The organism is Photorhabdus akhurstii (genome assembly GCF_018448925.1).
Lineage (GTDB): Bacteria > Pseudomonadota > Gammaproteobacteria > Enterobacterales > Enterobacteriaceae > Photorhabdus > Photorhabdus akhurstii.
On sequence record NZ_RCWE01000009.1, the window covers coordinates 154,376 to 177,142 of the forward strand.

At 43.4% G+C, this 22,767-nt stretch carries 28 protein-coding genes and 1 pseudogene; 8 read left to right on the forward strand and 21 right to left on the reverse strand.

The features are described from left to right. The first annotated feature begins 178 nt into the window (after nt 1-178). Nucleotides 179-1,363: a BaiN/RdsA family NAD(P)/FAD-dependent oxidoreductase gene (locus EAE93_RS12535; RefSeq protein WP_214039793.1), complete on the forward strand. Its 1,185-nt coding sequence runs from the start codon at nt 179-181 to the stop codon at nt 1,361-1,363. Between the two features lie 263 nt (nt 1,364-1,626). Here EAE93_RS12535 and EAE93_RS12540 read toward each other — a convergent pair whose 3' ends face one another. From EAE93_RS12540 to EAE93_RS12555, 4 genes are read right to left on the reverse strand one after another with little or no spacing between them, the layout of a single operon-like run. Further along, entirely contained in the window at nt 1,627-2,820 is a 1,194-nt protein-coding gene (locus EAE93_RS12540) for a MalY/PatB family protein (RefSeq protein ID WP_214039794.1), read from the reverse strand. 10 nt (nt 2,821-2,830) lie between these two features. Next, nucleotides 2,831-4,042, reverse strand: a complete 1,212-nt coding sequence (locus EAE93_RS12545; RefSeq protein ID WP_214039795.1) for an MFS transporter — start codon at nt 4,040-4,042, stop codon at nt 2,831-2,833. 25 nt (nt 4,043-4,067) lie between these two features. Further along, entirely contained in the window at nt 4,068-5,276 is a 1,209-nt protein-coding gene (locus EAE93_RS12550; RefSeq protein WP_214039796.1) for an ATP-grasp domain-containing protein, read from the reverse strand. Further along, entirely contained in the window at nt 5,269-5,481 is a 213-nt protein-coding gene (locus EAE93_RS12555; protein WP_036812617.1) for a hypothetical protein, read from the reverse strand. Before EAE93_RS12555 ends, EAE93_RS12550 begins: the two co-directional genes overlap by 8 nt. Before the next feature lie 140 nt (nt 5,482-5,621). On the opposite strand from EAE93_RS12555, the gene EAE93_RS12560 reads away from it, so the two are divergent. Beyond that, nucleotides 5,622-6,164: a TnsD family Tn7-like transposition protein gene (locus EAE93_RS12560; protein WP_214039797.1), complete on the forward strand. Its 543-nt coding sequence runs from the start codon at nt 5,622-5,624 to the stop codon at nt 6,162-6,164. Nucleotides 6,165-6,375: 211 nt separating this feature from the next. Beyond that, the gene (locus EAE93_RS12565) at nt 6,376-6,837 is read left to right on the forward strand and encodes a PLP-dependent transferase (protein WP_214039798.1); all 462 of its coding nucleotides are present in this window, start codon (nt 6,376-6,378) and stop codon (nt 6,835-6,837) included. Between the two features lie 78 nt (nt 6,838-6,915). Here EAE93_RS12565 and EAE93_RS25560 read toward each other — a convergent pair whose 3' ends face one another. The 11 genes from EAE93_RS25560 to EAE93_RS25565 form a co-directional block, all read right to left on the reverse strand. Continuing rightward, the gene (locus EAE93_RS25560; protein ID WP_105399525.1) at nt 6,916-7,149 is read right to left on the reverse strand and encodes a transposase; all 234 of its coding nucleotides are present in this window, start codon (nt 7,147-7,149) and stop codon (nt 6,916-6,918) included. 108 nt (nt 7,150-7,257) lie between these two features. Then, complete coding sequence (locus EAE93_RS12575; protein WP_214039799.1) at nt 7,258-7,794, reverse strand: hypothetical protein; 537 nt, start codon at nt 7,792-7,794, stop codon at nt 7,258-7,260. A gap of 48 nt (nt 7,795-7,842) precedes the next feature. After that, nucleotides 7,843-8,325 (reverse strand): SAM-dependent methyltransferase, encoded by a 483-nt coding sequence (locus tag EAE93_RS12580; RefSeq protein WP_105399527.1) that lies wholly within the window; start codon nt 8,323-8,325, stop codon nt 7,843-7,845. Next, a complete protein-coding gene (locus EAE93_RS12585; protein ID WP_105399528.1) occupies nt 8,313-8,672 on the reverse strand; it encodes a tautomerase family protein in 360 nt (119 codons plus the stop codon). The genes EAE93_RS12580 and EAE93_RS12585 overlap by 13 nt, the downstream gene beginning before the upstream one ends. Continuing rightward, nucleotides 8,659-9,432 carry a hypothetical protein gene (locus EAE93_RS12590; RefSeq protein ID WP_214039800.1) on the reverse strand — a complete coding sequence of 258 codons (774 nt, stop codon included), beginning with the start codon at nt 9,430-9,432 and terminating at the stop codon, nt 8,659-8,661. Before EAE93_RS12590 ends, EAE93_RS12585 begins: the two co-directional genes overlap by 14 nt. 85 nt (nt 9,433-9,517) lie before the next feature. Beyond that, nucleotides 9,518-9,643 carry a hypothetical protein gene (locus EAE93_RS25090; protein ID WP_269468839.1) on the reverse strand — a complete coding sequence of 42 codons (126 nt, stop codon included), beginning with the start codon at nt 9,641-9,643 and terminating at the stop codon, nt 9,518-9,520. Nucleotides 9,644-9,822: 179 nt separating this feature from the next. Further along, a complete protein-coding gene (locus EAE93_RS25095) occupies nt 9,823-10,404 on the reverse strand; it encodes an SPASM domain-containing protein (protein WP_214039801.1) in 582 nt (193 codons plus the stop codon). A 269-nt stretch (nt 10,405-10,673) separates the two neighbouring features. After that, a complete protein-coding gene (locus EAE93_RS12600) occupies nt 10,674-11,843 on the reverse strand; it encodes an RNA-guided endonuclease InsQ/TnpB family protein (protein ID WP_214039802.1) in 1,170 nt (389 codons plus the stop codon). A 610-nt stretch (nt 11,844-12,453) separates the two neighbouring features. Further along, nucleotides 12,454-12,585: a hypothetical protein gene (locus EAE93_RS25100; RefSeq protein WP_258165978.1), complete on the reverse strand. Its 132-nt coding sequence runs from the start codon at nt 12,583-12,585 to the stop codon at nt 12,454-12,456. A 112-nt stretch (nt 12,586-12,697) separates the two neighbouring features. Then, nucleotides 12,698-13,279: a transposase gene (locus EAE93_RS24575; RefSeq protein WP_250151008.1), complete on the reverse strand. Its 582-nt coding sequence runs from the start codon at nt 13,277-13,279 to the stop codon at nt 12,698-12,700. A 32-nt stretch (nt 13,280-13,311) separates the two neighbouring features. Next, a complete protein-coding gene (locus EAE93_RS25565; protein ID WP_105399233.1) occupies nt 13,312-13,668 on the reverse strand; it encodes a radical SAM protein in 357 nt (118 codons plus the stop codon). Between the two features lie 155 nt (nt 13,669-13,823). On the opposite strand from EAE93_RS25565, the gene EAE93_RS12615 reads away from it, so the two are divergent. After that, the gene (locus tag EAE93_RS12615; protein WP_214039803.1) at nt 13,824-14,234 is read left to right on the forward strand and encodes a hypothetical protein; all 411 of its coding nucleotides are present in this window, start codon (nt 13,824-13,826) and stop codon (nt 14,232-14,234) included. 462 nt (nt 14,235-14,696) lie between these two features. On the opposite strand, the gene EAE93_RS12620 is transcribed toward EAE93_RS12615, so the two are convergent. The 3 genes from EAE93_RS12620 to EAE93_RS12630 all read right to left on the reverse strand — a co-directional run bounded on the left by EAE93_RS12620 (nt 14,697) and on the right by EAE93_RS12630 (nt 17,409). After that, on the reverse strand, nt 14,697-15,938 hold the full coding sequence (locus EAE93_RS12620; protein ID WP_214039804.1) for an ATP-binding protein: 1,242 nt from the start codon (nt 15,936-15,938) through the stop codon (nt 14,697-14,699). Nucleotides 15,939-16,441: 503 nt separating this feature from the next. Beyond that, nucleotides 16,442-16,912 carry a hypothetical protein gene (locus tag EAE93_RS12625; RefSeq protein ID WP_214039805.1) on the reverse strand — a complete coding sequence of 157 codons (471 nt, stop codon included), beginning with the start codon at nt 16,910-16,912 and terminating at the stop codon, nt 16,442-16,444. Further along, entirely contained in the window at nt 16,912-17,409 is a 498-nt protein-coding gene (locus tag EAE93_RS12630; RefSeq protein ID WP_040149946.1) for a hypothetical protein, read from the reverse strand. Before EAE93_RS12630 ends, EAE93_RS12625 begins: the two co-directional genes overlap by 1 nt. A gap of 638 nt (nt 17,410-18,047) precedes the next feature. On the opposite strand from EAE93_RS12630, the gene EAE93_RS12635 reads away from it, so the two are divergent. Next, nucleotides 18,048-18,923, forward strand: a complete 876-nt coding sequence (locus EAE93_RS12635; protein WP_214039806.1) for an alpha/beta fold hydrolase — start codon at nt 18,048-18,050, stop codon at nt 18,921-18,923. 26 nt (nt 18,924-18,949) lie between these two features. Beyond that, a complete protein-coding gene (locus EAE93_RS12640) occupies nt 18,950-20,461 on the forward strand; it encodes a flavin-containing monooxygenase (protein WP_214039807.1) in 1,512 nt (503 codons plus the stop codon). A 77-nt stretch (nt 20,462-20,538) separates the two neighbouring features. Here the strand turns inward: EAE93_RS12640 and cynS are convergent, their stop codons facing one another. Both cynS and EAE93_RS12650 read right to left on the reverse strand, forming a co-directional pair. Beyond that, entirely contained in the window at nt 20,539-21,009 is a 471-nt protein-coding gene (gene cynS / locus EAE93_RS12645) for a cyanase (protein WP_036812599.1), read from the reverse strand. Between the two features lie 27 nt (nt 21,010-21,036). Further along, complete coding sequence (locus tag EAE93_RS12650; RefSeq protein WP_036812597.1) at nt 21,037-21,696, reverse strand: carbonic anhydrase; 660 nt, start codon at nt 21,694-21,696, stop codon at nt 21,037-21,039. 213 nt (nt 21,697-21,909) lie between these two features. Between EAE93_RS12650 and EAE93_RS12655 the strand changes: the two genes are divergently transcribed. Both EAE93_RS12655 and EAE93_RS12660 read left to right on the forward strand, forming a co-directional pair. Next, complete coding sequence (locus EAE93_RS12655) at nt 21,910-22,221, forward strand: type II toxin-antitoxin system HigB family toxin (protein WP_036812595.1); 312 nt, start codon at nt 21,910-21,912, stop codon at nt 22,219-22,221. After that, nucleotides 22,218-22,637, forward strand: coding sequence for a helix-turn-helix domain-containing protein (locus tag EAE93_RS12660; protein WP_046397624.1), 420 nt, complete (start codon nt 22,218-22,220; stop codon nt 22,635-22,637). Before EAE93_RS12655 ends, EAE93_RS12660 begins: the two co-directional genes overlap by 4 nt. 38 nt (nt 22,638-22,675) lie before the next feature. On the opposite strand, the pseudogene EAE93_RS25570 reads toward EAE93_RS12660, so the two are convergent. Further along, nucleotides 22,676-22,767 (reverse strand): annotated as a pseudogene (locus tag EAE93_RS25570) (RNA-guided endonuclease InsQ/TnpB family protein); the annotation flags it as partial.

Genomic DNA, 22,767 nt, shown 5'->3' on the forward strand with positions numbered 1-22,767 from the left:
CATGACAACTAGGTAACAATAAGAAATAGGAATATTCCTTATATATCATTAAATTACATATCTTCTAAAAAATTGACAGATTTAAGTTATAAGGGAATTTTTCCCCGCAAACTTATCAAAAATGCAACATATTAGGGGTAATTCCCCACTAAATTATTTAGTCATAAAGAGAAAAACAGTGGAAAGATTTGATGCGGTTATTATTGGCGCCGGTGCAGCAGGTTTGTTCTGCGCAGCTCAGGCTGGGCAGCTCGGTTTACGGATACTTGTTCTGGACAATGGCAAAAAAGCCGGGCGTAAAATTTTGATGTCCGGTGGTGGACGTTGCAACTTCACGAATCTGTACACAGAACCATCAGCTTATCTTTCTGCTAACCCCCATTTTTGCAAGTCTGCTCTGGCTCGTTATACACAATGGAATTTTATCGAACTGGTTCAACGTCATGGCATTGCTTACCATGAAAAAACACTGGGGCAGCTTTTCTGTGATGACTCTGCCCAACAGATCGTTGATATGTTGCTGAAAGAGTGTGAAGCCGGTCAGGTTACTATTCGTCTGCGCAGCGAAGTTAGCCAGGTAGAAAAAAATGAGCAGGGTTTCGTTATCATCGTTAACGGAAAGGAAGTAAATGCACGCTCACTTGTCATTGCTTCCGGTGGGTTATCTATGCCTGGCCTTGGAGCAACTCCTTTTGGTTATCGAATTGCAGAACAGTTCGGTTTGAAAGTCTTGCCAACCCGCGCCGCTCTTGTGCCTTTTACTCTGCACAAACCACTACTGGAGCAACTTCATATGCTCTCTGGCGTGTCTGTTCCCGCCATTGTTACCGCCGAAAACGGTACTCTGTTCAAAGAAAATATTCTGTTTACCCACCGAGGACTTTCTGGTCCAGCAATCTTACAAATTTCCAATTACTGGCAACCGGGGGAGTTTGTAAGCATTAACTTACTTCCTGATAGTGATCTGGAAACCTTTCTAGAGCAAGAACGGAACTCTCACCCAAATCAAAGCGTAAAAAATACTTTGGCAAAATTATTACCGAAGCGGCTGACAGAGTGCCTGCAAACGCTCGGTCAGATCCCAGATATTGCTCTTAAACAACTAACTCCAAATCAGCAAAAACAGTTGGCGGCTAACCTCCAATCATGGCGGGTACAACCTAACGGTACGGAAGGCTATCGCACCGCCGAAGTGACAATGGGAGGTGTTGATACTCACCAGCTTTCATCTAAAACGATGGAGGCTAATCAGGTAAAAGGTCTCTACTTTATTGGTGAGGTAGTAGACGTCACCGGCTGGCTTGGTGGCTATAACTTCCAATGGGCATGGAGTTCCTCTTGGGCATGTGCGCAAGCGTTGTGACTGTTGTGGAGAGACAATAAAGTTTACCCATAAGGAGATTCACAAGTTTCGTCCAACCAAAAATCGGGAAAAATGATACTGGAAAGCCGGATGAGGTCGCAAGTCTCATGTCCGGTTTGAAGAGGGGCGTTCGGAAAAGTGTCATAGCAAATGGTAACTCGCTAGCGCTCTACTCTACTTCACATCCGGTTGCGTGAGAGCCTATGTCGGGCAACTCGACCATACCTAACTACCGGAATCATGACTTGGGTGGTTTAGCTCTGTCAGTTGACGCAGCCATCATTCTGAAAATGACAGATATGGAGTATATTTTTAATTGAAGACTCTAACATCTTTCTAGGACAAGCAAAATTCAATCTCGCAAACCCATATCCTTCCGCACCAAATTGTTCACCAATATCTAACCAAACTTTTCCTTGTTGAATTAATGTATTATTCAAATTATCTAAATTGATATTTGTTTGCCGAAAGTCTATCCAAGATAAAAATAATGCATCGGATTCAGTCACTCGAATACCCTCAACACCATTCAGCATAGTATGTAATAAATTATAATTTCCCTTTAAATATAGTAAAAGCGCTTCTAACCACTCCTGCCCTGTTTTATAAGCTGCTTCACACGCAGCTAATCCTATCATGTTGGGGCGGGACATATCATATCGCAGAAATTCTTTTTTTACTCTTTCACGTAGCTTATTATTTTTAATAATAATATTAGATGTTTGCAGCCCTGCTAGATTAAAGGTTTTGCTTGGTGAGGTACACGTAATACATATCTCAGAAAAATAAGGGTGCAGAGCTGCTAAAGGAGTGTATTGCGAACGGTTATTGAAAATCAAATCTTGGTGAATATCATCTGATATGATGATTATTTTATGTTTCAAACAGATATTACCAATGATATTTAGCTCGTCAATAGACCAAATTTTACCAATTGGATTATGGGGATTACAGAGGATAAGCATTTTTGTTTTTGCTGTAATGCTTTTTTCTAGCTCATCAAAATCAAGTAAATATCGACCAGTAATATTATGAAGAGGAACAGTTATTGCGGAGCGTTGATTGGCGAGTATAGAGCGCGAAAATGCCCCATAAACAGGTGTCATTATAATGATAGAATCATCTGGCTCCGAAAGTGCATTAATTATAATATCAATCGCAGTAGCAACACCTGGACTCTGAACAATCCAATCGGGTTCAATTGTCCAGTCATGCCTGTTTTTTTGCCAGTCTGTAATCGCATTTAATGTTGATAAGCTACAATTAGTGTAACCCAATATGCCATAATCAATGATGTTCAAAAGCGCTTTTCTGACAGAAGGAGGACACTGAAAATCCATATCTGCCACCCATAATGGTGTTGGCTTGTTATCGGTATACAGTGGGTCTTGAGGGTATGTCCATTTAGTGGATGAAAAAACAGAACGATCGAATACAACATCAAAATTGAAATTCATACATCCACCATTAATTACTTTTTTTGATTAAAAAAATATAATAAATCAATAGAGTTATCAAGCTAATTAGGGATAATAATGAAAACAGTAGAGTAGCATTAAATAAATCAAGCATGATCCCTCCGTAAATAGGCGCTAAAGCTGATCCGATACTTGACATATTGGAAGCACCAAAAAAAGCTCCCCTTAAATGGTGAGGTGTGAGCGTATCAACTTCGACATTAAACGTAGGTATAGCAATTATTTCCCCAAAACTCAAAATGACAGTTGCGACACAGAGATAATAAACTGTATCAATAGGTGAGAATGCAAAAATGATTTGAGCTATGGCAATTAACATGATACCGATTAATATTTTTATTCTTGGTGTAAATTTTCTTAACAAAACTAAAATTGGTATTTGCAAAGTGATAATTGTCAATGAGTTGACAATAACTAATAAAGCGATAAAGTTGGTAACATTGTTGATATTTGATCTGGATAAATATTGAACAAGTGTAGAGTCAAAGTTAGCATAAACAAACATAACAAGAACATTACATAATAGAAGTATCACGAATGTTCGGTGAGAAATAATTATGTTCAATGTTTTTGTAAAGCTAATTTCATTACTGGCTTTTTTTATCTTCTCTTCCTTTTTTGAAGATAATAAAAGGACACGCAACATAATACCATAAACAAAATAAACAATGGCTGTAATCAGAAAAGTTTCTCTCTGTGCCGATAGGCCAGAGGCTAATCCAATATAAGGACCAATTGCAGCGCCAACATTGACCAAATAATATCGATAGTATTGGATTGACTCTCTCTCTTTAGGAGAATCAATATAATCGCCAATTAAGGCTTTGCTACACGCTTCTAACAGAGCACGGCCAATACTAATTCCAGATATAGCGATTAAATATAAGATAGGTGAAGATGAGAAGGATATCATGATGAATGAAATAATGCTTATCATCACCCCGATAAGCATTATCGTTCTGCGGCAAAAAATATCAGACAAATATCCGGTATAAATGCCTGTCACCGAGCCTAAGATACTTGACAGCGCCAATAATCCGCCAATCCCTGTCGCTGACATGTTAAACTGCCGATAAAGGATCATCGCTAAGAAAGGCCAAACCATAAAATAGGCGGCCCTTGTTAACAGTGTCCCCAATAACATGATAAAAATTGGGGGAGGTAAATGTTTTAATAAAGATAATCTAAATAGAGATGCCATTGATTCACCAGGATACGTAATTGAGTTATGTTGACTCTATTTCGATAATAACACTCTCTTTAAGGTGATGACTATCAGATTCAGCCTGCTCCGCTGTTACGCCACATGCAATAGCATACCCTAATCGTTGAGAGCTATTTTTAAGTGATTCAATATGTTCTCCAACGTTAACATCAAAATGGATAAAGTCATTCTTTGTGTAATTTATCTTTTTAACAATACCAGAAGGTGCGGTGATATAAGAAATAGCGACATATTTATTGAACTTCTTACTTAAGTCAGGTGAAATATCTAACGAAACCTGTATAACTGCTTTCCACATATCAATACCGGTAGCCATTTCCACTAATTCAGGAATATGATCTCCTCCTAACCTAGCTCCTACTTCAATGACTTTGACACCATCACTTGTCACCTTAACCTCGGTATGTCCTCCTCCATTATAAATACCTAACGCGAGCAAGGCTTGTGTTACCACTTTTTCTATTTCAATTTTTTGTTGTAATGGTAGATTAGCAGGCAATGTATGCCCTAATTCAACAAAATAACCATTATCTGATACGTATTTTTTAGTAATTGTGATAATGTTCACAACACCATTAAAGGAAATAGATTCAACACTGTATTCTTGTCCTTCTAGATATTCTTCTATCAAAAACAAAGAAGATTTTTTTACTCCAAATGGAGGAGTTATTTCACAGACTTCACAGAAATTTCTTTCCAATTCGATGACATTATCATTACGTAAAACACCTCGACTTCCAGCCATATTAATAGGTTTTATAATGTTTGGATACCCAATTTTGGCTGCTTCTATTTTTGCACTGTCAACATTCGAAATTAGAGCGTATTTAGGAATAGGAACATTTTTTTGCCTAAAGGATTCTCTCATTAAGTGTTTGTTTCTTGCTTTCAATGCATTCTCATATGTTATTCCTTTAAGACCTAATGTTTCTGCTACTTTAGCCGCAAGGGGAACATAGAACTCCATAAATGTAATAACACCCTGTATTTTTTTCTTAGCATTGATATGTTCAGCCATATTTATAACAAGCTGATCATCATTGGTATCTGCTTCGAAGAATTCATCAATATAGAGTAAATCATTATCAGATACCTTATTATAGTATTTCCTTGATCCAATAAATATAATATAAGCACCCAGCTCTTTTGCTTTTTTTAACCCAATCGAACCGGATGGGTTTTTTTCTATTACCAATAATCTATTAAACATTTTTAATCTCTATCGATCTACCAGAGAGGTTATTCATTAGCTCACGAGAAAAACATCCATTCTTTAACACACCGTTTAATCTTTTATTAACAAGATCGTTAATTTCATCAAGATAAATATGAATGTCTTTGGGCTTTATATCAGTAACAGGTTTACTTAATGGTTTATCACCATGGAAATCATAGACAATCGGTTTATTTATCATTTTTATTTTCCTTGCCTAGAATGTTTGAAATTAAAACTTATCATTTGCATGGTTATTTTCAAGTGTTTTTTGATAGCCAAGAAAAAAGATTTTTGTCACATTAACGGAGAAGTAAGACAGAACATTTGTTCAGCTATTGGTTGAGTAAAGCTGAGTCGGTAGAAGGTTTTGTAACCACCGAATTTAACTACATAACACGTAATGACCAGAAGAAAGCAAAGTGTTTAACACTCCTGAAAAAAAGTAACTCAATTGCAAGCATTAGCAGGGAAATAAGCAAAAGTCGCTGCTTTGTAAAAGCTGCTGCTCTTGGGGCAAAAATAAGTACGCGACTAAAGCCTACTAAGCTAACCCCTTTGGTTTGCCAAATTGCAATTGAACTTGCTACGAAAGGCTTTCACCGTAAAGAAATCGCACGAAGGTTGTCTATTTCAACCGGGAGTATTGAGCTGATCGTTTCTACTACTGATGGACTGGTAAATTGGCGTAAACATGAATCAAAAAGGCGACGCTATCAACTTCAGATTCTTCGCTATCGTCAATACCACCCAGAAGCCATCCGACATGACATAAAGTTTGACTGTAATGCGGCGTTCTTCTGGCTGTATAAACATGAAAGAGAGTGGCTAGAGATAAACTTGCCCGAGCCTACTCCGCTACACCAAAGCCCAAGAGCTAAGTAAGTCATAAAATCTAATTATATCTCAGAGTGACTGCTTTTATTGTGCGTGATTAGTTGTTATACATTGTAATCCTCCCTATTTTATGTTTGATTGAAGTATTGGGAGAGTCTATTTTTCAGCCGGAACAAAAACTATTACAGAGTATTACAGCACCTGCGAAAGGGTTCACTGCTATACTTTGAAAGAATATGAATTCAATGGCGGATGCGATATGTCTCAAAGCGATATCTCTCAAAAGAATACAAACAGAACGATGCAACTGGAAACGCGGGCCATTCATAGTGCTTCAGAACAATTTGAAGACCCATATCAGGCGATTTCCCCGCCACTGTATGTGAACGCCTCTTATACCTTTGAGACCTGTGAAGAGGCCGCCACGGTGTTTGCGGGTGAAAAACAGCGCTATGTGTATGGCCGGGTCCATAATCCGACCCAATCGTTATTAGAAGCCGGAGTGACGTTCGCATCCGGGATGGCGGCGCTCAGCAGCGTTGTCTGGAGTTTACTTCAGTCCGGAGATGTTGTGGCTGCGCACAATAAGATGTATGGCAACAGTTATAATTTGCTGACTCAGGGATTACCGAAATTTGGTGTGCAGGTGATTCTGATTGACATGACTGATCTTCAACAGCTCAGAGAGGTGCTGTCTGACAAGACTGTTGTGGTCCACTAATTTAGGACACATTATTAGCCTTTTTCCAGAAGAGACGACAAAGGTCAGTGACCGGCCAACGCCGACTTAGCCGTGTGATTAAAGCGTAAACTTGCCGGGGGTTTCGCTCATCAACACGGCAGCCTGCTTTAAAATGGCTTTCTCCATTTCCAGACGCCTGACCTGGGCTTCCAGCGCTTTAATGCGCTGTTGTTCAGGTGTCAGCGCGATACCGGAAGGGGTAATCCCGTTCAGTTCGTCGGCCTGATATTGTTTTATCCACTTGCGCAAGGTGCTGGGGTCGAGTTCGAGAGCCCGGGCCACATCAGGCACACGTTACCGGTGTGTAATAACTTGTGTAATCGCCTCCAGCTTGAATTCCGTGGAGAAGCGACGTTTAGTTTGATGATTGTTCATAGACTACACCTCAATTGACTGTTGTCACATTAACAGGCTTTTGATGTGTCCGGGAATATTAGACCAAAACAAATTTTCCGGGTTGCCTTCAATGCTGATTTCACAGTCATCCGCCAGCTGATAATTCTCGCGAATATAGGTCATCAGTTTGGTGATCGCCACCGGATTATTGAGTAGTAATGCGCCAGTGCCGCCACCGATGTAGAATGACTTAATCTGCGCCTGACGCACCCACGGCACCTGCGTCAGATACAAATTGGATTCCTGAATCAGCAAATCTGCCCAAATCTCCAGCTCATGCATTTTGTCATTGGCTTTGATCCGTCGTTTGACGTAATTGCAGTAGTGACAGATGTAATCACACAAAGGCAAGTGCAGGTAGAGATGGGTCTCTTTGCCAGCACCATCAAAGTCTTTGTAGGCTTGAAAGGTGTCTACATCACTGAGAATATCCCCGTGATTTGAAGTCACGTTGATATTGTACTCGTGGACCGGAATATTGAGTTCTGGATTGTTGTGTAACAATGTTTCTAAAACAGTCGGATGGGCCATGCGCGTCATGATGATGCTCCTCGAATGTCAGTGATGATTCAGGGCATGAATCACTCGTTAGTCATAGTACTGTGCCATAATGGCCGAGATCCATGCAGGCTCACGTATTTCTGTTTGTGGCTCAAAGGATTGCATGTAAGGTTTGATGTCGATCACCGGTGTGCCATCAATGGCATCAAGGGCTTTGACGGTTAAGGTCAACCCATCACAGGCCAGCAGTTCACAGCAAGACACCCCCAGCCGATTGGGGCGCGCTTTGGCCCGCTGCCCGAAGATGCCGACTAGCGGCAGCTCCGTCTGACCCCGCGGGTGCCTTGCACCGGTGACGATTTTTTCAGCAGGAACTTTGTGCATCGCAAACACGATTATCAAGTGAGAAAACTCACTCAAACCTTGCGTCGCTGCCGGGGTGAACTGGTTGCTATCGAGCGTGATGGTTGAGATCACGCTGCCCCAGAAATCGTCTTGGGTGGTCGTTCTCTCATTTCTCACCCAGCCAATCGGGTGTAGGGTGAATACAGTTGTATCTACTGGTTCCATAGCTGCCCTCTTACGAATAAATGGTCAGGATGCACCCGATCGACAACGATATAGATCTCATCCCGGTTGACGCCAAATACCTCAACAATGCCATTGGCAACACAGGTGATGATGTCTTGCACGGCTTGGTTGGAGTACGTGGATTTACAGCGAATTTTGACCAGCGGGGCCGGAGCGCTCGCGATTTCCCAGTCCGGTTTGAAGAAACAAGCCGGATCGATCGGGTGCCAGAACGACCACACGTGATTGGGCGCGAGCTGCAAGATCACCTGAATCCGGTCACAGATAGTTTTCAAAAATGCTTCTGGCGGTGCAGGTTCCGGCGAAAGGTACTCAATGATTGGCATGATTCGCCTCAACAGATGCGGAACATGGAGATTCGGATTCGCCGGCGATCAGAGCCGCAAGATAATCGGCCGGATCGCAGGGCGGGTTGTCTGTCGTCTGCATATCCATCAAGTGTCCAACGCCTTGAAGAATATGAATGTGTTTCTCTTGTGATTTGCGTGTCACCACATAGTCAGCGCTGTCTTTTGAATAGGTGTCCGGGGCGCAGACTTGTTCGACGGTCTCGATTGCCTCATCGCAATAGGCAATGCAGTCCCGGCTGCCATAAATCAGATGAATGGCATCGGGATTTGCATAGACATACACGGGTTGTTCAACCACGGTACTGAGTAAAAAAACTTGTCGGCAGTGAGCATGGGCATGATTTGAATCTTCAAGCAGCTTTAATAGAATTTGTCCGCCTAAGGACAGCCCGATCACACAGTAGTTGCGCTTGAATGGTTCAAAAAGTGGGGCCTGAATCACCTGATTGAAGCGTTCATATCGTTTTTGGATATCCATCGCGCAGGCGATTTCGTCCGCTTGCATTTTATCAGGCAAATCAAAATCAAGGGTCGCGATACCAAGCGCTGCTAAATTCCGTCGCAGTGCGGAGAAGAATTCATTTTCCCGGGCGGGGGCATCAAATGCCGTCATGTGACCGGAATGCAAGAACACACAGCAAAGCGGAGATGATGGGGTATCGGGCACCGTCATATGCACTCGAAAAGGCTGGTGATCCGCATCTTTTAAATGATAGTGCTGAGAAGTAGGGTTCATCGTCCCGGACCTGTCTGCAAAACACGTCTGCGCAAAAAGTGTGCGTATGTACAGAATTGAGAATGCACATACGCAACACCTGTGATTACTTTTTCAAGGCCGCAGAGGCTGCGCCCACATCAGGCACACGTTGCCGGTGTGTAATAACTTGTGTAATCGCCTCCAACTTGAATTCCGTGGAGAAGCGACGTTTAGTTTGATGATTGTTCATAGACTACACCTCAATTGACTGTTGTCACATTAACAGGCTTTTGATGTGTCCGGAAATATTAGACCACAACATGCTGTGAGTGAAACAACAAAAAAGCCACTGTCAGAATGCGCCGCGACTTAATTGCCCGGTGCGATCAGTTTGAGCTTCAAGCCCTGACTTCTTCTTAACATCCAATACTAATGCGATTTAATCATAAACAGCCTCAGATACTCGATTGCGCCACAGCCCGCTTCATCCCCGGACACATTTTTCGCAAGCGGAGGACAGCGAAACTGGCACCAAACGCCGCTTTGCTGAACATCGCAGGACTGGCAGACGGTATGTCTGACAAAGGTCTTGTCCCTGAAATCTGAGAAGCCTGTCTCCCATATCTCCTGAAAGGACCGATCTTTAATATTTCCGGCACCATACATCTTGTTACTCATACAGTTACTGCAAGGAAACACTTCCCCAGAGCTATTCACATAAATCGTTGAACGGCCACATTTTTCTTGTTGGGTCGCCCGCTCCAAGGTCTGACAAAACTTAATGGTCTCAACGCCGTGAATGTCATCGGAGGTGAACGCGCCTGTCTTTTTCCCCATCAGGGACTCATGCTGGGAATCGGCATCATCCCCCTGAAAGCGATCCATACAACGTTCGTAAATCGCAAAGACTTCATCAAGCCGTTCAGGTTGTAAAATGATATGTGGATTGAGCAATGCCCTGCCGATGGGATGTGTTTCCAGCCATTGCGGGCGGGGAAAGCCGTTGTCCACACACCACTAGAAGATTTCTTCAACATCATTGATATTCTGGTTATGGACAGATACGGCTGTGCGGACGACATGGCCATACTGGCTCATGAGCTAGAAGCATTCTCTTAATTTCGGGAAGTTCATTTTTCCCCGCACGGTTCGTTCCGGTACGGCGGTATCAAAACTGACAAAAAACGACTGACCTTTGGGGATGCGCTTGAGTTTTTCTTCCGTAATGAGCAGACCATTAGTGACTGCTCCCCGCCGTAAACGGCAAGGCTTCCCACTTCTCAGGCCGCAACCGTTGATGCAACGGATTTACGCTGGCCTCCGTGGGCAGAAACGACGAGTCCCGCCGCCTGTAATTCCTGTATGCCCTTGTGCTGGATGTTGATCGCTGCATTGATGTCACGATCATGTTCGACACCACAGCAAGGACATGACCAGATCCGCTTGTTCAGCGGCATTTCCGGCACTTTATGGCAGCAGCAGTGACACGTTTTCGAACTGGCGAACCATTGATCCAGTTTCACCAGATGGATGCCTGCCGCTTCCGCTTTATATTCCAGCTTCGTGATGAATCCATGCCAGCCTGCATCACCGATAGCACGAGCCAGCTTGGGATTTTTCATCAGGTTGGCCGATTTCAGTGTCTCCACAATGATCGCTTGGTTTTCGTCAACAATTGAACGAGACAGTTTGTGTTGAAAATCGGCACGGGCATTGGCGACCCGTTCGTGTACACATGCAAGCTGTATACGAGCTTTGCGACGATTGGCACTCCCCTTGTTCTTACGGGATAACGCTTTCTGTTTACGCCGCAGGTTACGGCTGACGTTGATAAGGTGGCGTGGATTCGCAATCTTATCCCCTCTGGATGTGATCACATAGTGAGACAGCCCCATATCCAGCCCGGTGACACGGGTTACCCGAGTGGGCTTTACTGGCGCTTCCATGCCGTCATTGCAGAGGATTGAGGCGTAATACTTGCCTGTTGCCGCGCGAGTGATGGTGATGCTTTTCACTTCCCCGTTAATTTCACGATGCAGCCGGGCTTTTACCGGCGGTAATTTCGGTATTTTGATTGCGCCATCAAGCACTTTTACCCCGACACAATGATAGCTGGATTGCTTAGCGTGCTTACTTTTAAATGCCGGGAAACGCGCTTTCAACTTCGGATTAAAGAAGTTATCAAATGCGGTATTCAGGTTAATCACGGCCTGCTGTAAGGCAATAGAATCATATTCTTTAAGCCAGGCATATTTACGGGATTTTTTTGCCACGGCCAGCAAAGGCTTCAGGTCTTTACGCGGGTTTAAATTTACGCCGTAACGCCGATAAGCGTGTTTTTTGATGTGCAGAGCCTTGTTGTACGCGAAACGTACCGCACCGAACTGGGCGTTAAGATACTCCGCCTGCTCTGATGTGGGGTAGATGCGTACTTTGGTGGCTCTTAACATGTTCAGCGCTCATTGAAAAAAAGTGCATTCATTTTAGCCTGTTTTACCGGCAGATATCCATTCAGTCAGGAGACGTCTGAGTCGCCAGTCCTAAAGCCCTCTGGGCTTTCGCCTGATATCCCCGTCCGCACAGAGGGTGTCGCAAAAGGTCGGCATTGACAATAAACCCACAGAGATTTATTGCCTGTTATTGGGACTGACAACCCATGACAGGCTAAAAATAACCATAATATCAGGGCAACGGCCCTTGATAAGTTATACGCTATGGCGTGCAAGGTAAATTTGCCTGAGTACACTTTTCTTTTTCCGGGCAATCGGTACAATTTGCTCCGGTATAGACCCGATACCCACGGCTTTTTTCGGACGGTCTTACTGTACTGACATGAAGTAACCTGTCATTGGCCGGACAAATATACAGGTCTTTCTCCTCATGATAAATAAACCGCGATTTTGGGTAGATTTTTCCTAGGCTCTGTCGGTTATTACCTTCAGGACAGAACAACAGGATCGCGTGTTTTTGAGCCTCGGCGATAACCTCATCATGAAAATAACCCGCATCCAGTAAGAGGGTTTTGGGGTGACACCCAGATAGCCGATAATGTTGAGCCAGTCAATCCGCGATAACCCGTGTTTCACTGGCAGGATCGACTGTCTGAGCAACAATGATACGGACCTCATTGACCAAAACTGAAGGTTTATACGCGCTGGAAAATCCCCGTCTCCGCTTAAGCCGCTGGATCATCGCTTCTGGCTCTATCGGGTTGATACATCACTGGCTGGCGTCTTTACCGTTTTTTTCACGATTTTCCTGTCGGATTTGTAAGACGGCGGCAGACTGTTCCAGTCGCCTGATTTTATCTGCTTTTTGGGGATTGGCGGGGACGGTAGTTAAAGCTTTTTTTTTCTCGCAAAATCGCTTCCTGAGTCAGGAGATGATAGTGAGAACACGCCGCTTCTATCACTGTTCCATCCCCCGCCAGACATGAAACACCGGATTGACTGTGATGTAATACGGATGAAGCTACCCCGTCAAAAAACGAGCCCGTCAGCGTGGATTGATGTTGATAGATGAAACGTCCAGGGCTGGCGTGATCAGGTGTAATGCCATGACTCACAAAGAGACATCCCAAATCCAGACGTGCCAGCCGTTCAAGTCCTCTGAGAGAACTGATCCCTTTCATGATCCCATAAAGCAGAATGCCCATCATGGAACGTGGGGAATACGGCGCTCTACCGGATGAGGCGTAATCGCGTTCGAAAGGGGCCCAATCCTGCTCATCAAGGATATCGGAGACAATAAATGCCGCGCGTTCCCCCACTTGCTTCAAATAGTCATGGAGGGAAAGAGTTCCCTCCAGTACAGTTAGGTGCTGAGCGGTGACAAACTGACGCCCGGTATGAACGGAAGGTGTCAGTTGCCGTAGGAATTGAGTCATAGAAGGTCTCGTTTGGAATATTAACCCAGAGCTTAACTGATAAGGGTTAACTTTTGCGACACCCTCGCACTGGACGAGGGTTTACGGCGGTTTTTGCTAAAAATTTGGGTACTAAATGGCTTTTGCCGGGCGTGCTGAATGATCTCGATGGCATCTTTATGGGCAAACAATTCGCCCCCAGTCAGAAAGACTTGCAAGACCCCCAGGGCCTCGAACTCATCAATGAGCGCCTTAATTCTTTCGGTGGAGAGTTCGTTATCCCGCTTTTTCCCCGACCAAGCATAACAATGCTGGCAACGCAGGTTGCAGAGGTTGGTGGTTTCAATAAAGGCGATCGCAGGTGCGGAAAGGTGAAAATTATCCAGCGCGACAAAAGGAGATTCGAGAATAAAATCTTCAAAGAAGGCTACTTAATCTGGTTTTTCTGAACGTGCTAAAATCAGGGGGAAGGTTGGTATTAGTAAAAGGAAAAACGGTTTTGGCCCGGCGTTAAGTGAATCATTGCAGAGCTTTATTTTTCGAGTTTTAAAACGGACTGGATATAGTGACTTTAAAGTCCCTTTTTATTGATGTTTTTTACCCGGAGAAACAGAAAAGCTACTCAGGGCAGCATGTCCAAATTCGCTATTGCCAAAAGTGTATTGAAAAGCAGTTATATAACTTAGGATATACATACTTCAAAGCTGATTGGCTTAAATCTAGTGGTTGCCATATTCATAATGAGCAACTTAATGTTGTAGAGAATAGATTGTCATTAAACGAGACGAGTGAAGCTATTAAGAATATCTTGACTGGCAAGGGGTCAGTAGCTGGTAGCTTAGTTTCTTGGAAGACGATTGAACATGATAATTCCCCTTTTTCTAGAGTTGACTTGTACTTTGCAGTCTGTGCTAAGGACGCTATTTTTGATTATATCTTTTTCAATGAAGAACTCTGCCCACATGACTATAATTGATCTTATACCTAAGGATTGTTAAAAAAAGAAAACTCTAATCATTCCACATGGGGCGCTAGACGGCGTTCGTTGATATGTAATCTTGAATACTATTATGAAATAGCAATAGAAAGATCTCGCAGTCAGATGATGTCATACATATCTAGTCGTATAATAATAGTGAGAATGCCAGCTCCTTTTGGCTTCCTCAAAGATAGCGGTAAATTTCTATTAAAGATCGAAGCTGTAGTGACTGTAGGGAGATAGTTTGCCAAATGTGCTACGCTAATCGTAATGATGATTCTGGCAAGCTTTATCTTACATGAGTTTGTTTTTGGGCAGATTTTATTTAACCTGCATAGCTGGTGCAGTAACACACTAAATAAGCTGTTGTGAAACTAAGAGAAGCAGGAACCCACTGAAGAGATTCAGACTACGATCTGAAACTTGTAGGGAACCACGTCCTTTAGGACGTGGTGGATATCAATGTCCCCAAAGCGCATTCATTGGTACCGCAAATGTGTTCGGTATGTGGCTAATTGGGAGGCAATTATTACCGGTGTACAGTAAGATGCCACCCTGCCAATCCCTATCAGCCAGTGAAGCTAATCTTGCCAACCCCATACCGTCTTTCGGCTGTATGCTGGCCGCTTTTTTAACTTCAATCCCCCAGATTCTTCGACCATCTTCAATAACCAGATCAACCTCAACCTGATCTTTATCACGATAGTGGGAGAAGTGCAGTTCATGTTCACTCCAACCCGCTTGGCAAATCAATTGTTGCACCACAAAGCTTTCAAGTACTGCACCAAAATCATTACTAAGGTTATGCCAATCGTCGACTCTCAGATTATTTAAAGCACAAGCCAGACCCGAATCCACCACATGAACTTTAGGGGCTTTTATTAAACGCTTGGCTTGGTTTTTATGCCAGGCCGGTAAGCGCCTCACTAAGAATAAGCGCTCTAGAATGGTGATGTATTTATCCACGGTTTCTCGCTGAAGACCCAGATCTTTCGCCAATCCACTGATGTTCAATAAGTTACCGGTACGCAGTGCAAGAGTCTTGATAAGTCGCAGTAACTCATATTCATCTCGAATCGCTGCAATGTCTTTTACATCACGTTGAATAATAGCGTTGAGGTACTGCTTATGCCACTGACGAGCTCGCGCCTCACTGCGCGTATTCGGTTCTGGATAACCGCCTTGTACTACAACTTCTACTACACCTTCAATGAGGATTTGTTCCCCTTTGATTGAAGGAGAGATTTTGTTCGTGATCAACTGCTCGAGTAGCGATGTTGGACTATGCTGCTTTTCTTGTTCAGAAAGTGGTTGTAAATAGATCACCTCGACACGACCTGCCAATGATTCCTGTACTCCAGGCAGCAACAGCAAATTAGCTGAACCGGTTAGTATGAACCGTCCCGGTTGACGATGAATGTCTATAGTTGCTTTTAAGGCAGGTAAGATCTCCGGCACACGCTGTACTTCATCCAGTGTGACACGTTCTGGCAAGCTTTGTACAAATCCGGTGGGATCGGCTTTAGCTGTATTAAGCAAAGTACTGTCATCGAAAGTTAGGTAAGCCCGCCCAGGCTCTAGAGATTTCGCCAGCGTTGTTTTGCCGACTTGGCGAGGACCAAGCAGACACACCACTGGTGTATCAGCCAATGCGGCCGTGAGCTGTGGTGCTATGTATCTTGGGTGTAGTGTGTTATTCAAGGTTGTTCTTTTATGTTCAATGTAGAGAATGAAGCTTAAATTGCTCCGTCTATTTGTTGGCTATGCTATCGTCCAAATGCTGGTTTGTACAGCGTCTATTTGCTGGCTATCATATCGTCCAAATGCTGGTTTAGATAGCGTCTATTTGTTGGTTTCCTTCCCGTCTATTTGTCGATTTCTGACGTTCTTACACGTCAATCAAAACTTTTCCCTTGGGCTTAAAGGCCAGACTGTAACGAAAAACCAGGGTAATTGGAGGAATAAATCCAATAATATCAGACGGTAGAAGAATCGACGCCAGCGGACTTAAAAAGCTTACTATAAAGCTGTATTGGTGAGGATGCCCCAATTTTGTATTCGCAAAACTGGGGCCGAATATCTTTTGCTTTATGTCGGTGAACTGAGCACCATGACAAGATGGGAGAAGAACCGTCGACTAGCTACGCTTTTCACCCACTATTCAAAACAACGATTTAGCTGCCAAGAATTCCAAATCTCATAGCCTAAACCGCCTTTCCCATTTTTATCGAAAATGCATTTATGATTGAGATAACGATCGCACATAAACTGGGTAGCAGTTGCATAATAAAACCCAGAATAGTTCCGTTGTTTGCGGTCGGGTGATGATGAGCTTCGCCTCCCATAGCAATTTGCATAAAAACGGAGTTTGTCAGGTAAGCATAAACCAAACCGCAAATCCCTGTAACCAGTAGAAAGCTGATGAGCGTTGCAGTCACCGCCCCCACTCCCTGAGGTAATCTTCCCCTGATTGAATTGATGGCAAGCGCGGTCAGGCAACCCGGAGCAAAACCCCATCCTAATATATACCAAATAGCCATTAACCCTTTCAGCGCAGTATTGTGCGCCATTTCCAGAATATCAGCGCGCCACAATATAAGATTCAGGCATGCAGCGAGCACAGCCAGAAATACGGAAATGGCAAAGCTATTGGGCAAACTCGACTTTTTATTCACTAAAACACCTTAAGATAAGCAAGGAATCTTGCACCTTGCACCGAGTTAAGCAGGAAGCTGCCCAGAATGCCTGCAATCAGTGCAGCAGTGTATCCTTTAATAAGGAACAACAACGGCATGTCTATTGAACCCCAATAATTCAGCCCAACGTTATGGTCCAATCCCCAGCAAAGCGTCTGGCAAACACTAAACAGCAAAGTACTACTCACTGCGGTCATGATATAAGCTCCAGTGCTTCCGGGGGTCAAACGAGATGAAACTAAGTAAGTCAATCCCCCAACGGCAGCTCCCATACCAATACCACATAAACCAAGCGCCCATACGAGACGCCATACCAAGGGGCCATTATCAGGAAACAAAATAAGCCCCATTAAAAGAAATCCAGCCTCTGCGATAAAGCCCAGAGCAATAAATAGCTTAATCGTGCGTATAGCACGTTTTTCACCTTCTGCTATCGCATATTGTTGATGTTGTTCATTCACGATTCGAGTAGACATTTTTCATCTCCTGAACAAGTGTATTAAATATCCGATGATGTCATTCAGTTTTATCTCTCTAAAGCAGACTACACACGCTGATAAATTGTATAAACCAAGTCAGGCGTTATAGCAGAATGCTGTCAGAGCGAAAAACACTTTATAAAATATTTAGGAAAATGATTTCTGGTATATTACTGATAACTCTTAACTATATAAATTATCAATCAGTAATACCCAAGAAATAGATAAATAAAATTATTTAACAATGCAAGAACATAAAAAAGTGATGTAATCACTATGGTATGAGGATGAAAATCTGTCAATGTGAAATAAGAAATCAATAAGACAATCCAATATGTTTATTTTATAATATATTGATATTTATCATATTATTTCAAAAAAAGCATTCATGACTTAATTAATAGATTGCAAGTTATTTTTTCTGCCTGCAATATCGCCAAAATACAATAAATAAGACCTAATATTGGAATTCATAATAATATAAATATTCAATCACGACACTATTTTATTTTTATAATTTGACAACAACTCTATACTTAGTTATTAATTTAACTAAGTAACCAACAAGATCATTGTTTAATTATCTACATTTAGTTTCCTTATAACCTATATCTATCAGGAGATATTTAATTACCATGAATAAATCCGAGCAAAAATTTAATATCAACGAAAGTGTCATCAACGTAGATGGAAAAGAGGTAAAGTTCTTCACATCCCAACCTCTCGATCCAATTAAGAATAACGCCAATAGAAATCCTATCGTCTTGGTTCATGGCACTGGCGGCAGCACAGAGATACATTTCGGTTATCTCTTTCAACTGCTTGCCGCGGAAAATCGAGTTATATCCCTGGATTTTTCTCAACCAGTAAAAGCAAACGAAACGCTTACCCTCGAACATCTTGAAAAGCAGGTCGAAGCCGTTATTGAAGCAGCAGCGTTGGGAGAGACTGTCACATTGATAGGTTACTCTTTGGGAGCTGTCGTTACTGCTTCTGTTGCCGCTAAACGTCCTGACCTGGTTGGTAATTTGGTTCTGATCGCAGGATGGATGAAAACAGATTTACAGTTAGAACGATTTTTATCTGTCTGGCGTCAGTTATATGAGATCCAGTCACCTGCTATTGCAGACTTTGTGATGTTTTGCGCTTTCAGCGGCGCCAGTCATGTGAATATGTACCCAGATCAGCTTGCAATCAGCTTCGAAAATGCCATACCAGGGGAATTTGAAGCGTTACAAATGGACCTTAATGGCCGGGTTGATATCACTCAAATTGTTCCTACGATAAAAGCCACGACGCTGATTATTGGCTGTACGCATGATCAAATGACGCCCATCCGCCACAGCAAAGCTCTGTTTGGCGCAATTCAGGATGCACGCTTTACAGAGATAGAGTGTGGACATGCGGTCATTTATGAGCGTCCTGCGCAGTTGATGCAGGTTATTGACCAATTCTGCGCGAACCCTTCGTTTTATCCTGCCGGAACTATAATCCCTTCAGAGTTGCCATAATTCCGTTGATCCTCTGGAGAACTATGATGAATAAGAGTACACCAGACATAGATATATCACAGGTCACAGATACAGAGATTATTATTATCGGCTCCGGCTTTGCCGGCCTTGGTATGGGAGTTCAGCTTAAGCGGCAAGCTCAGCAAAATTTTCTTATTCTCGAACGTGCAGATGATGTAGGAGGCACCTGGCGCGATAACACTTATCCTGGCGTAGCCTGCGACATACCTTCACATCTTTACTCTTACTCATTTCGTCCTAACCCTGACTGGTCTCACGTTTTTTCGCCCGGTCATGAGATATATGCCTATCTTCAAGCCACAGCCAAGGATGAAGGATTATTGCCTCATATTCGTTTTGGCGCCAACGTTGAAAAAGCCTACTGGGACAACCAAAAAGAGCGCTGGATAGTTATCACCGCCAAGGGAGTTTTCAGTGGGCAATTCTTGATAGCAGGCACTGGGCATTTAACAGATGAAAATCTGCCACAGATCGAAGGTCTGAGCAGCTTTAGCGGGGAAATTTTTCATTCAGCCCGTTGGAAACACCATATCTCTCTGCAAGGTAAGCGAGTAGGCATCATCGGATCAGGTGCTTCAGCAACTCAGCTAGTTCCTGAAGTGGCTAAAAGTGTCTCTGAACTCGTTATTTTCCAGCGAAATGCATCCTATATCATTCCACGTCCTGACCGAAGTTATTCTGATATTGAAAAACAGACTTTCCGACGCGATCCAAAGTCTATTCGTGCAGTTCGTTCAGATATATTCTGGCACTTTGAATCGCTGTATCCAGCTCGCCGTTCTATTCCGCAATATGTTGCAATATTAAAACATATAGCCTTAGATCACCTTGAACAGCAAATTCCCGATCCAGAGTTACGCGCAAAACTCACTCCGAGTTATGAGCCTGGTTGCAAAAGGATTTTGATTGCAAACAGCTATTATCCCGCTCTTCTTCGGGATAACGTTAAACTCGAAGCATCAGCCTTGCAGCGCATAGATGGACAAAATGTAGTCTCAGTAGCCGGCAACAGTTATCCGCTTGACGTGCTGATCTTTTGTACTGGTTTTCAAACCACCCAACCACCTTATACTCGCCTGGTTCATGGCCGTGATGGTCTCAGCCTTGCTGATCACTGGTCCCAAGGCATGGAAGCTTTTGCGTCAACCACAGTGACTGGTTTTCCAAACCTGTTTATTATCAACGGGCCAAATGCGACGCTTACTCATAACTCAATTATTTACATGATTGAATCTCAAATAGAGTACATTCTCGGCGCGATTGAATACAGCAGGAAAAATAACAATTACATACTTGAGGTTTCTCCCGAAGCTCAAGATCGTTATTTAGCTGAATTACAAAAGCAGATTAATGGTACGGTATGGGTTGGAGATAATTGTACAAGCTGGTACCGTGATTCCCGCAATAAGCGCCTAACATTAGTATGGCCTGATTTTGCTCATTCATTCAGGAAGCTAAATGGCAATTTTGATCCCACTCCCTATACGTTTTATACAAAAACCGAAGTGGCTAGTTAATAAACTTTAATTTGAAACGGCAGGAGGTTTGTCTCTCAAATTCAAACCTCTTGCCGATGCCAGCAATTACAATGACTTTAGAATGGCTTAGTCGGCAAATACTTCCCATCTAGCGTAATTACAGCGCGTGAACCGCCATTAGGATCATCGACCTTTTTGATATCAAGTTTAAAGTCAATCGCACTGATAATGCCATCACCAAACTTCTCGTGGACAAGCGCCTTAAGCGTTGAACCGTAAACTTGCACCATTTCATAGAATCGGTAAATAGTCGGATCTGTCGGCACACCTCCGGGGATACTACCGCGTACAGGGATAGTTTGCAGCAGAAGGAAGGCGTCTTCGTCAAGTTCAAGTCGGTCAACCACAATCCTTGCAGCATCGGCGGGCAAAGGATGTTGGCCAAGCAGTGCAGCAGTGACGAATGCGAGACTCAGACCCGTTCCTTGTGCAATATCCTCAAATGTCAAATTTTTGTGTGTTTTGGCGTCGATGATAACATCGGTCAGGGCCTGACGGGGAGTTTGGGAGTATTGAGATTGTGTCATAATGATTCCTTTGGATTAATAAGCTATTTAAATGCCGTGGTGAAACACGGATTGCGTTGCAGAAACATGCGGATAGTCCGCAAGCGAAACAAATTGGCCGACCAAGCCGTCTAGAGCATCGATCGAGCCAGACTCTATGTCGTAAATCCAGCCGTGTAGATTCAAGTGCCCCTGTTTCAGCCCGAGCGCTACGGACGGGTGGGTCTTGATATTAGCAATTTGAGCAATTACGTTTTCACGCGCCATCGAATCAATTCGAACAGGCTCACTAACGTGCGCACGTGCCTGATTAATCGCTTTCGCAGAATCTGCATGGCGCAACCAACTTGTAATCGCGGGCAGGTGATCCATACATTTACAGGTTGCAATTGTGGTCATGGCACCACAATCTGAATGTCCGCAGATCACAATGTCGGTGACTCCAAGCACAGCGACCGCATACTCAACGGTAGCGGAAACACCGCCAGATTCTGCGCCGTACGACGGAACGATGTTACCCGCATTGCGTATCACGAACAGATCACCTGGCTCACGTTGGGTCAGAAGCTCTGGAACCATGCGGCTATCGGAGCACGCAATAAACAAAGTACGTGGATTTTGGCTGGTGGCAAGCCGCTTGAAAAGCTCACAGCGTTTTGGGAATACCTCGCGCTGAAATTGTAAAAAGCCTTCAATAATATCCTGCATGTCTTCACTCCATCGTGATCGATAAGAAAGCGGATGGATAAAGAATGAACGAGTTTATCTATAGCGTCAAAGATCGGATTACTATCATCTCTATAGTATTTTCCAATAGTTGATTGTCGTTCTGCAGCGACGTCTTTGTTTTTGTTGTTTACATTTTGTAAACGGAAAATGATGACGCTATAGTGTTTACATGATGTAAACTGAGTGAGTGACATGCACGTTATTTCCAAAGATCCATTTGAGAAAGCTGCTCGCGATTTCCCAAATGATGCAGATGCAATTATTGCAACGTATAAGCAGTTAAAAGAAAAAGATTTTGAGAACCCTGTGGAATTACGAAGTCAGTTCCCCAGTCTTGATAATTTCAAGTACAGAGACAAATGGTGGGTAATAGACATAGGTGGGCAAAACTTACGAATGATCGCCTATATAAATTTCGTTAATAAACGCCTACATGTCAATCACATAGCCACTCATGCAGAATATAACAAATTAACTAAGCAGTATCGGGAGACGAAAGAATGATTGCAGAACCTACCAAAGCACTTGAAGCCACAAAGGTACTGGTAGCCGCTGTTCCCTTCTTAGGGAGCTGCACTTCCGAGGATGCCTATAATGACGCGCTGGCAATGGTGGATTACCTCATTGAGCACGATGATGAAAATCCACTGATTGACTTTCTAGCCACTAAAATCGCTGAGTATGAAAACAACAATGAACGCTTTGCTGCATTTAATAAAGCAGTGGATGACATACCAACCGGTGTAGCAGCGCTGCGTGTGTTGATGGATCAATACAGGCTCTCTTACTCAGACCTGAAAGAAGAAATTGGCTCCAAATCACTTGTCAGCCAGATTCTATCTGGTAAGCGCTCATTAACGATTGCGCATATTAAAGCGCTTTCCAAGCGCTTCAACGTAAGACCGGATCTATTTCTGTGACTACTCCCCGCCGTAAAAACGGCGAGGCTTCCCACTTCTCAGGCCGCCACCGTCTTTATGACGGATTGACGCTGGCCTCCGTGGGCAGAGACGACGAGTCCCGCCGCCTGTAATTCTGTTATGCCCTTGC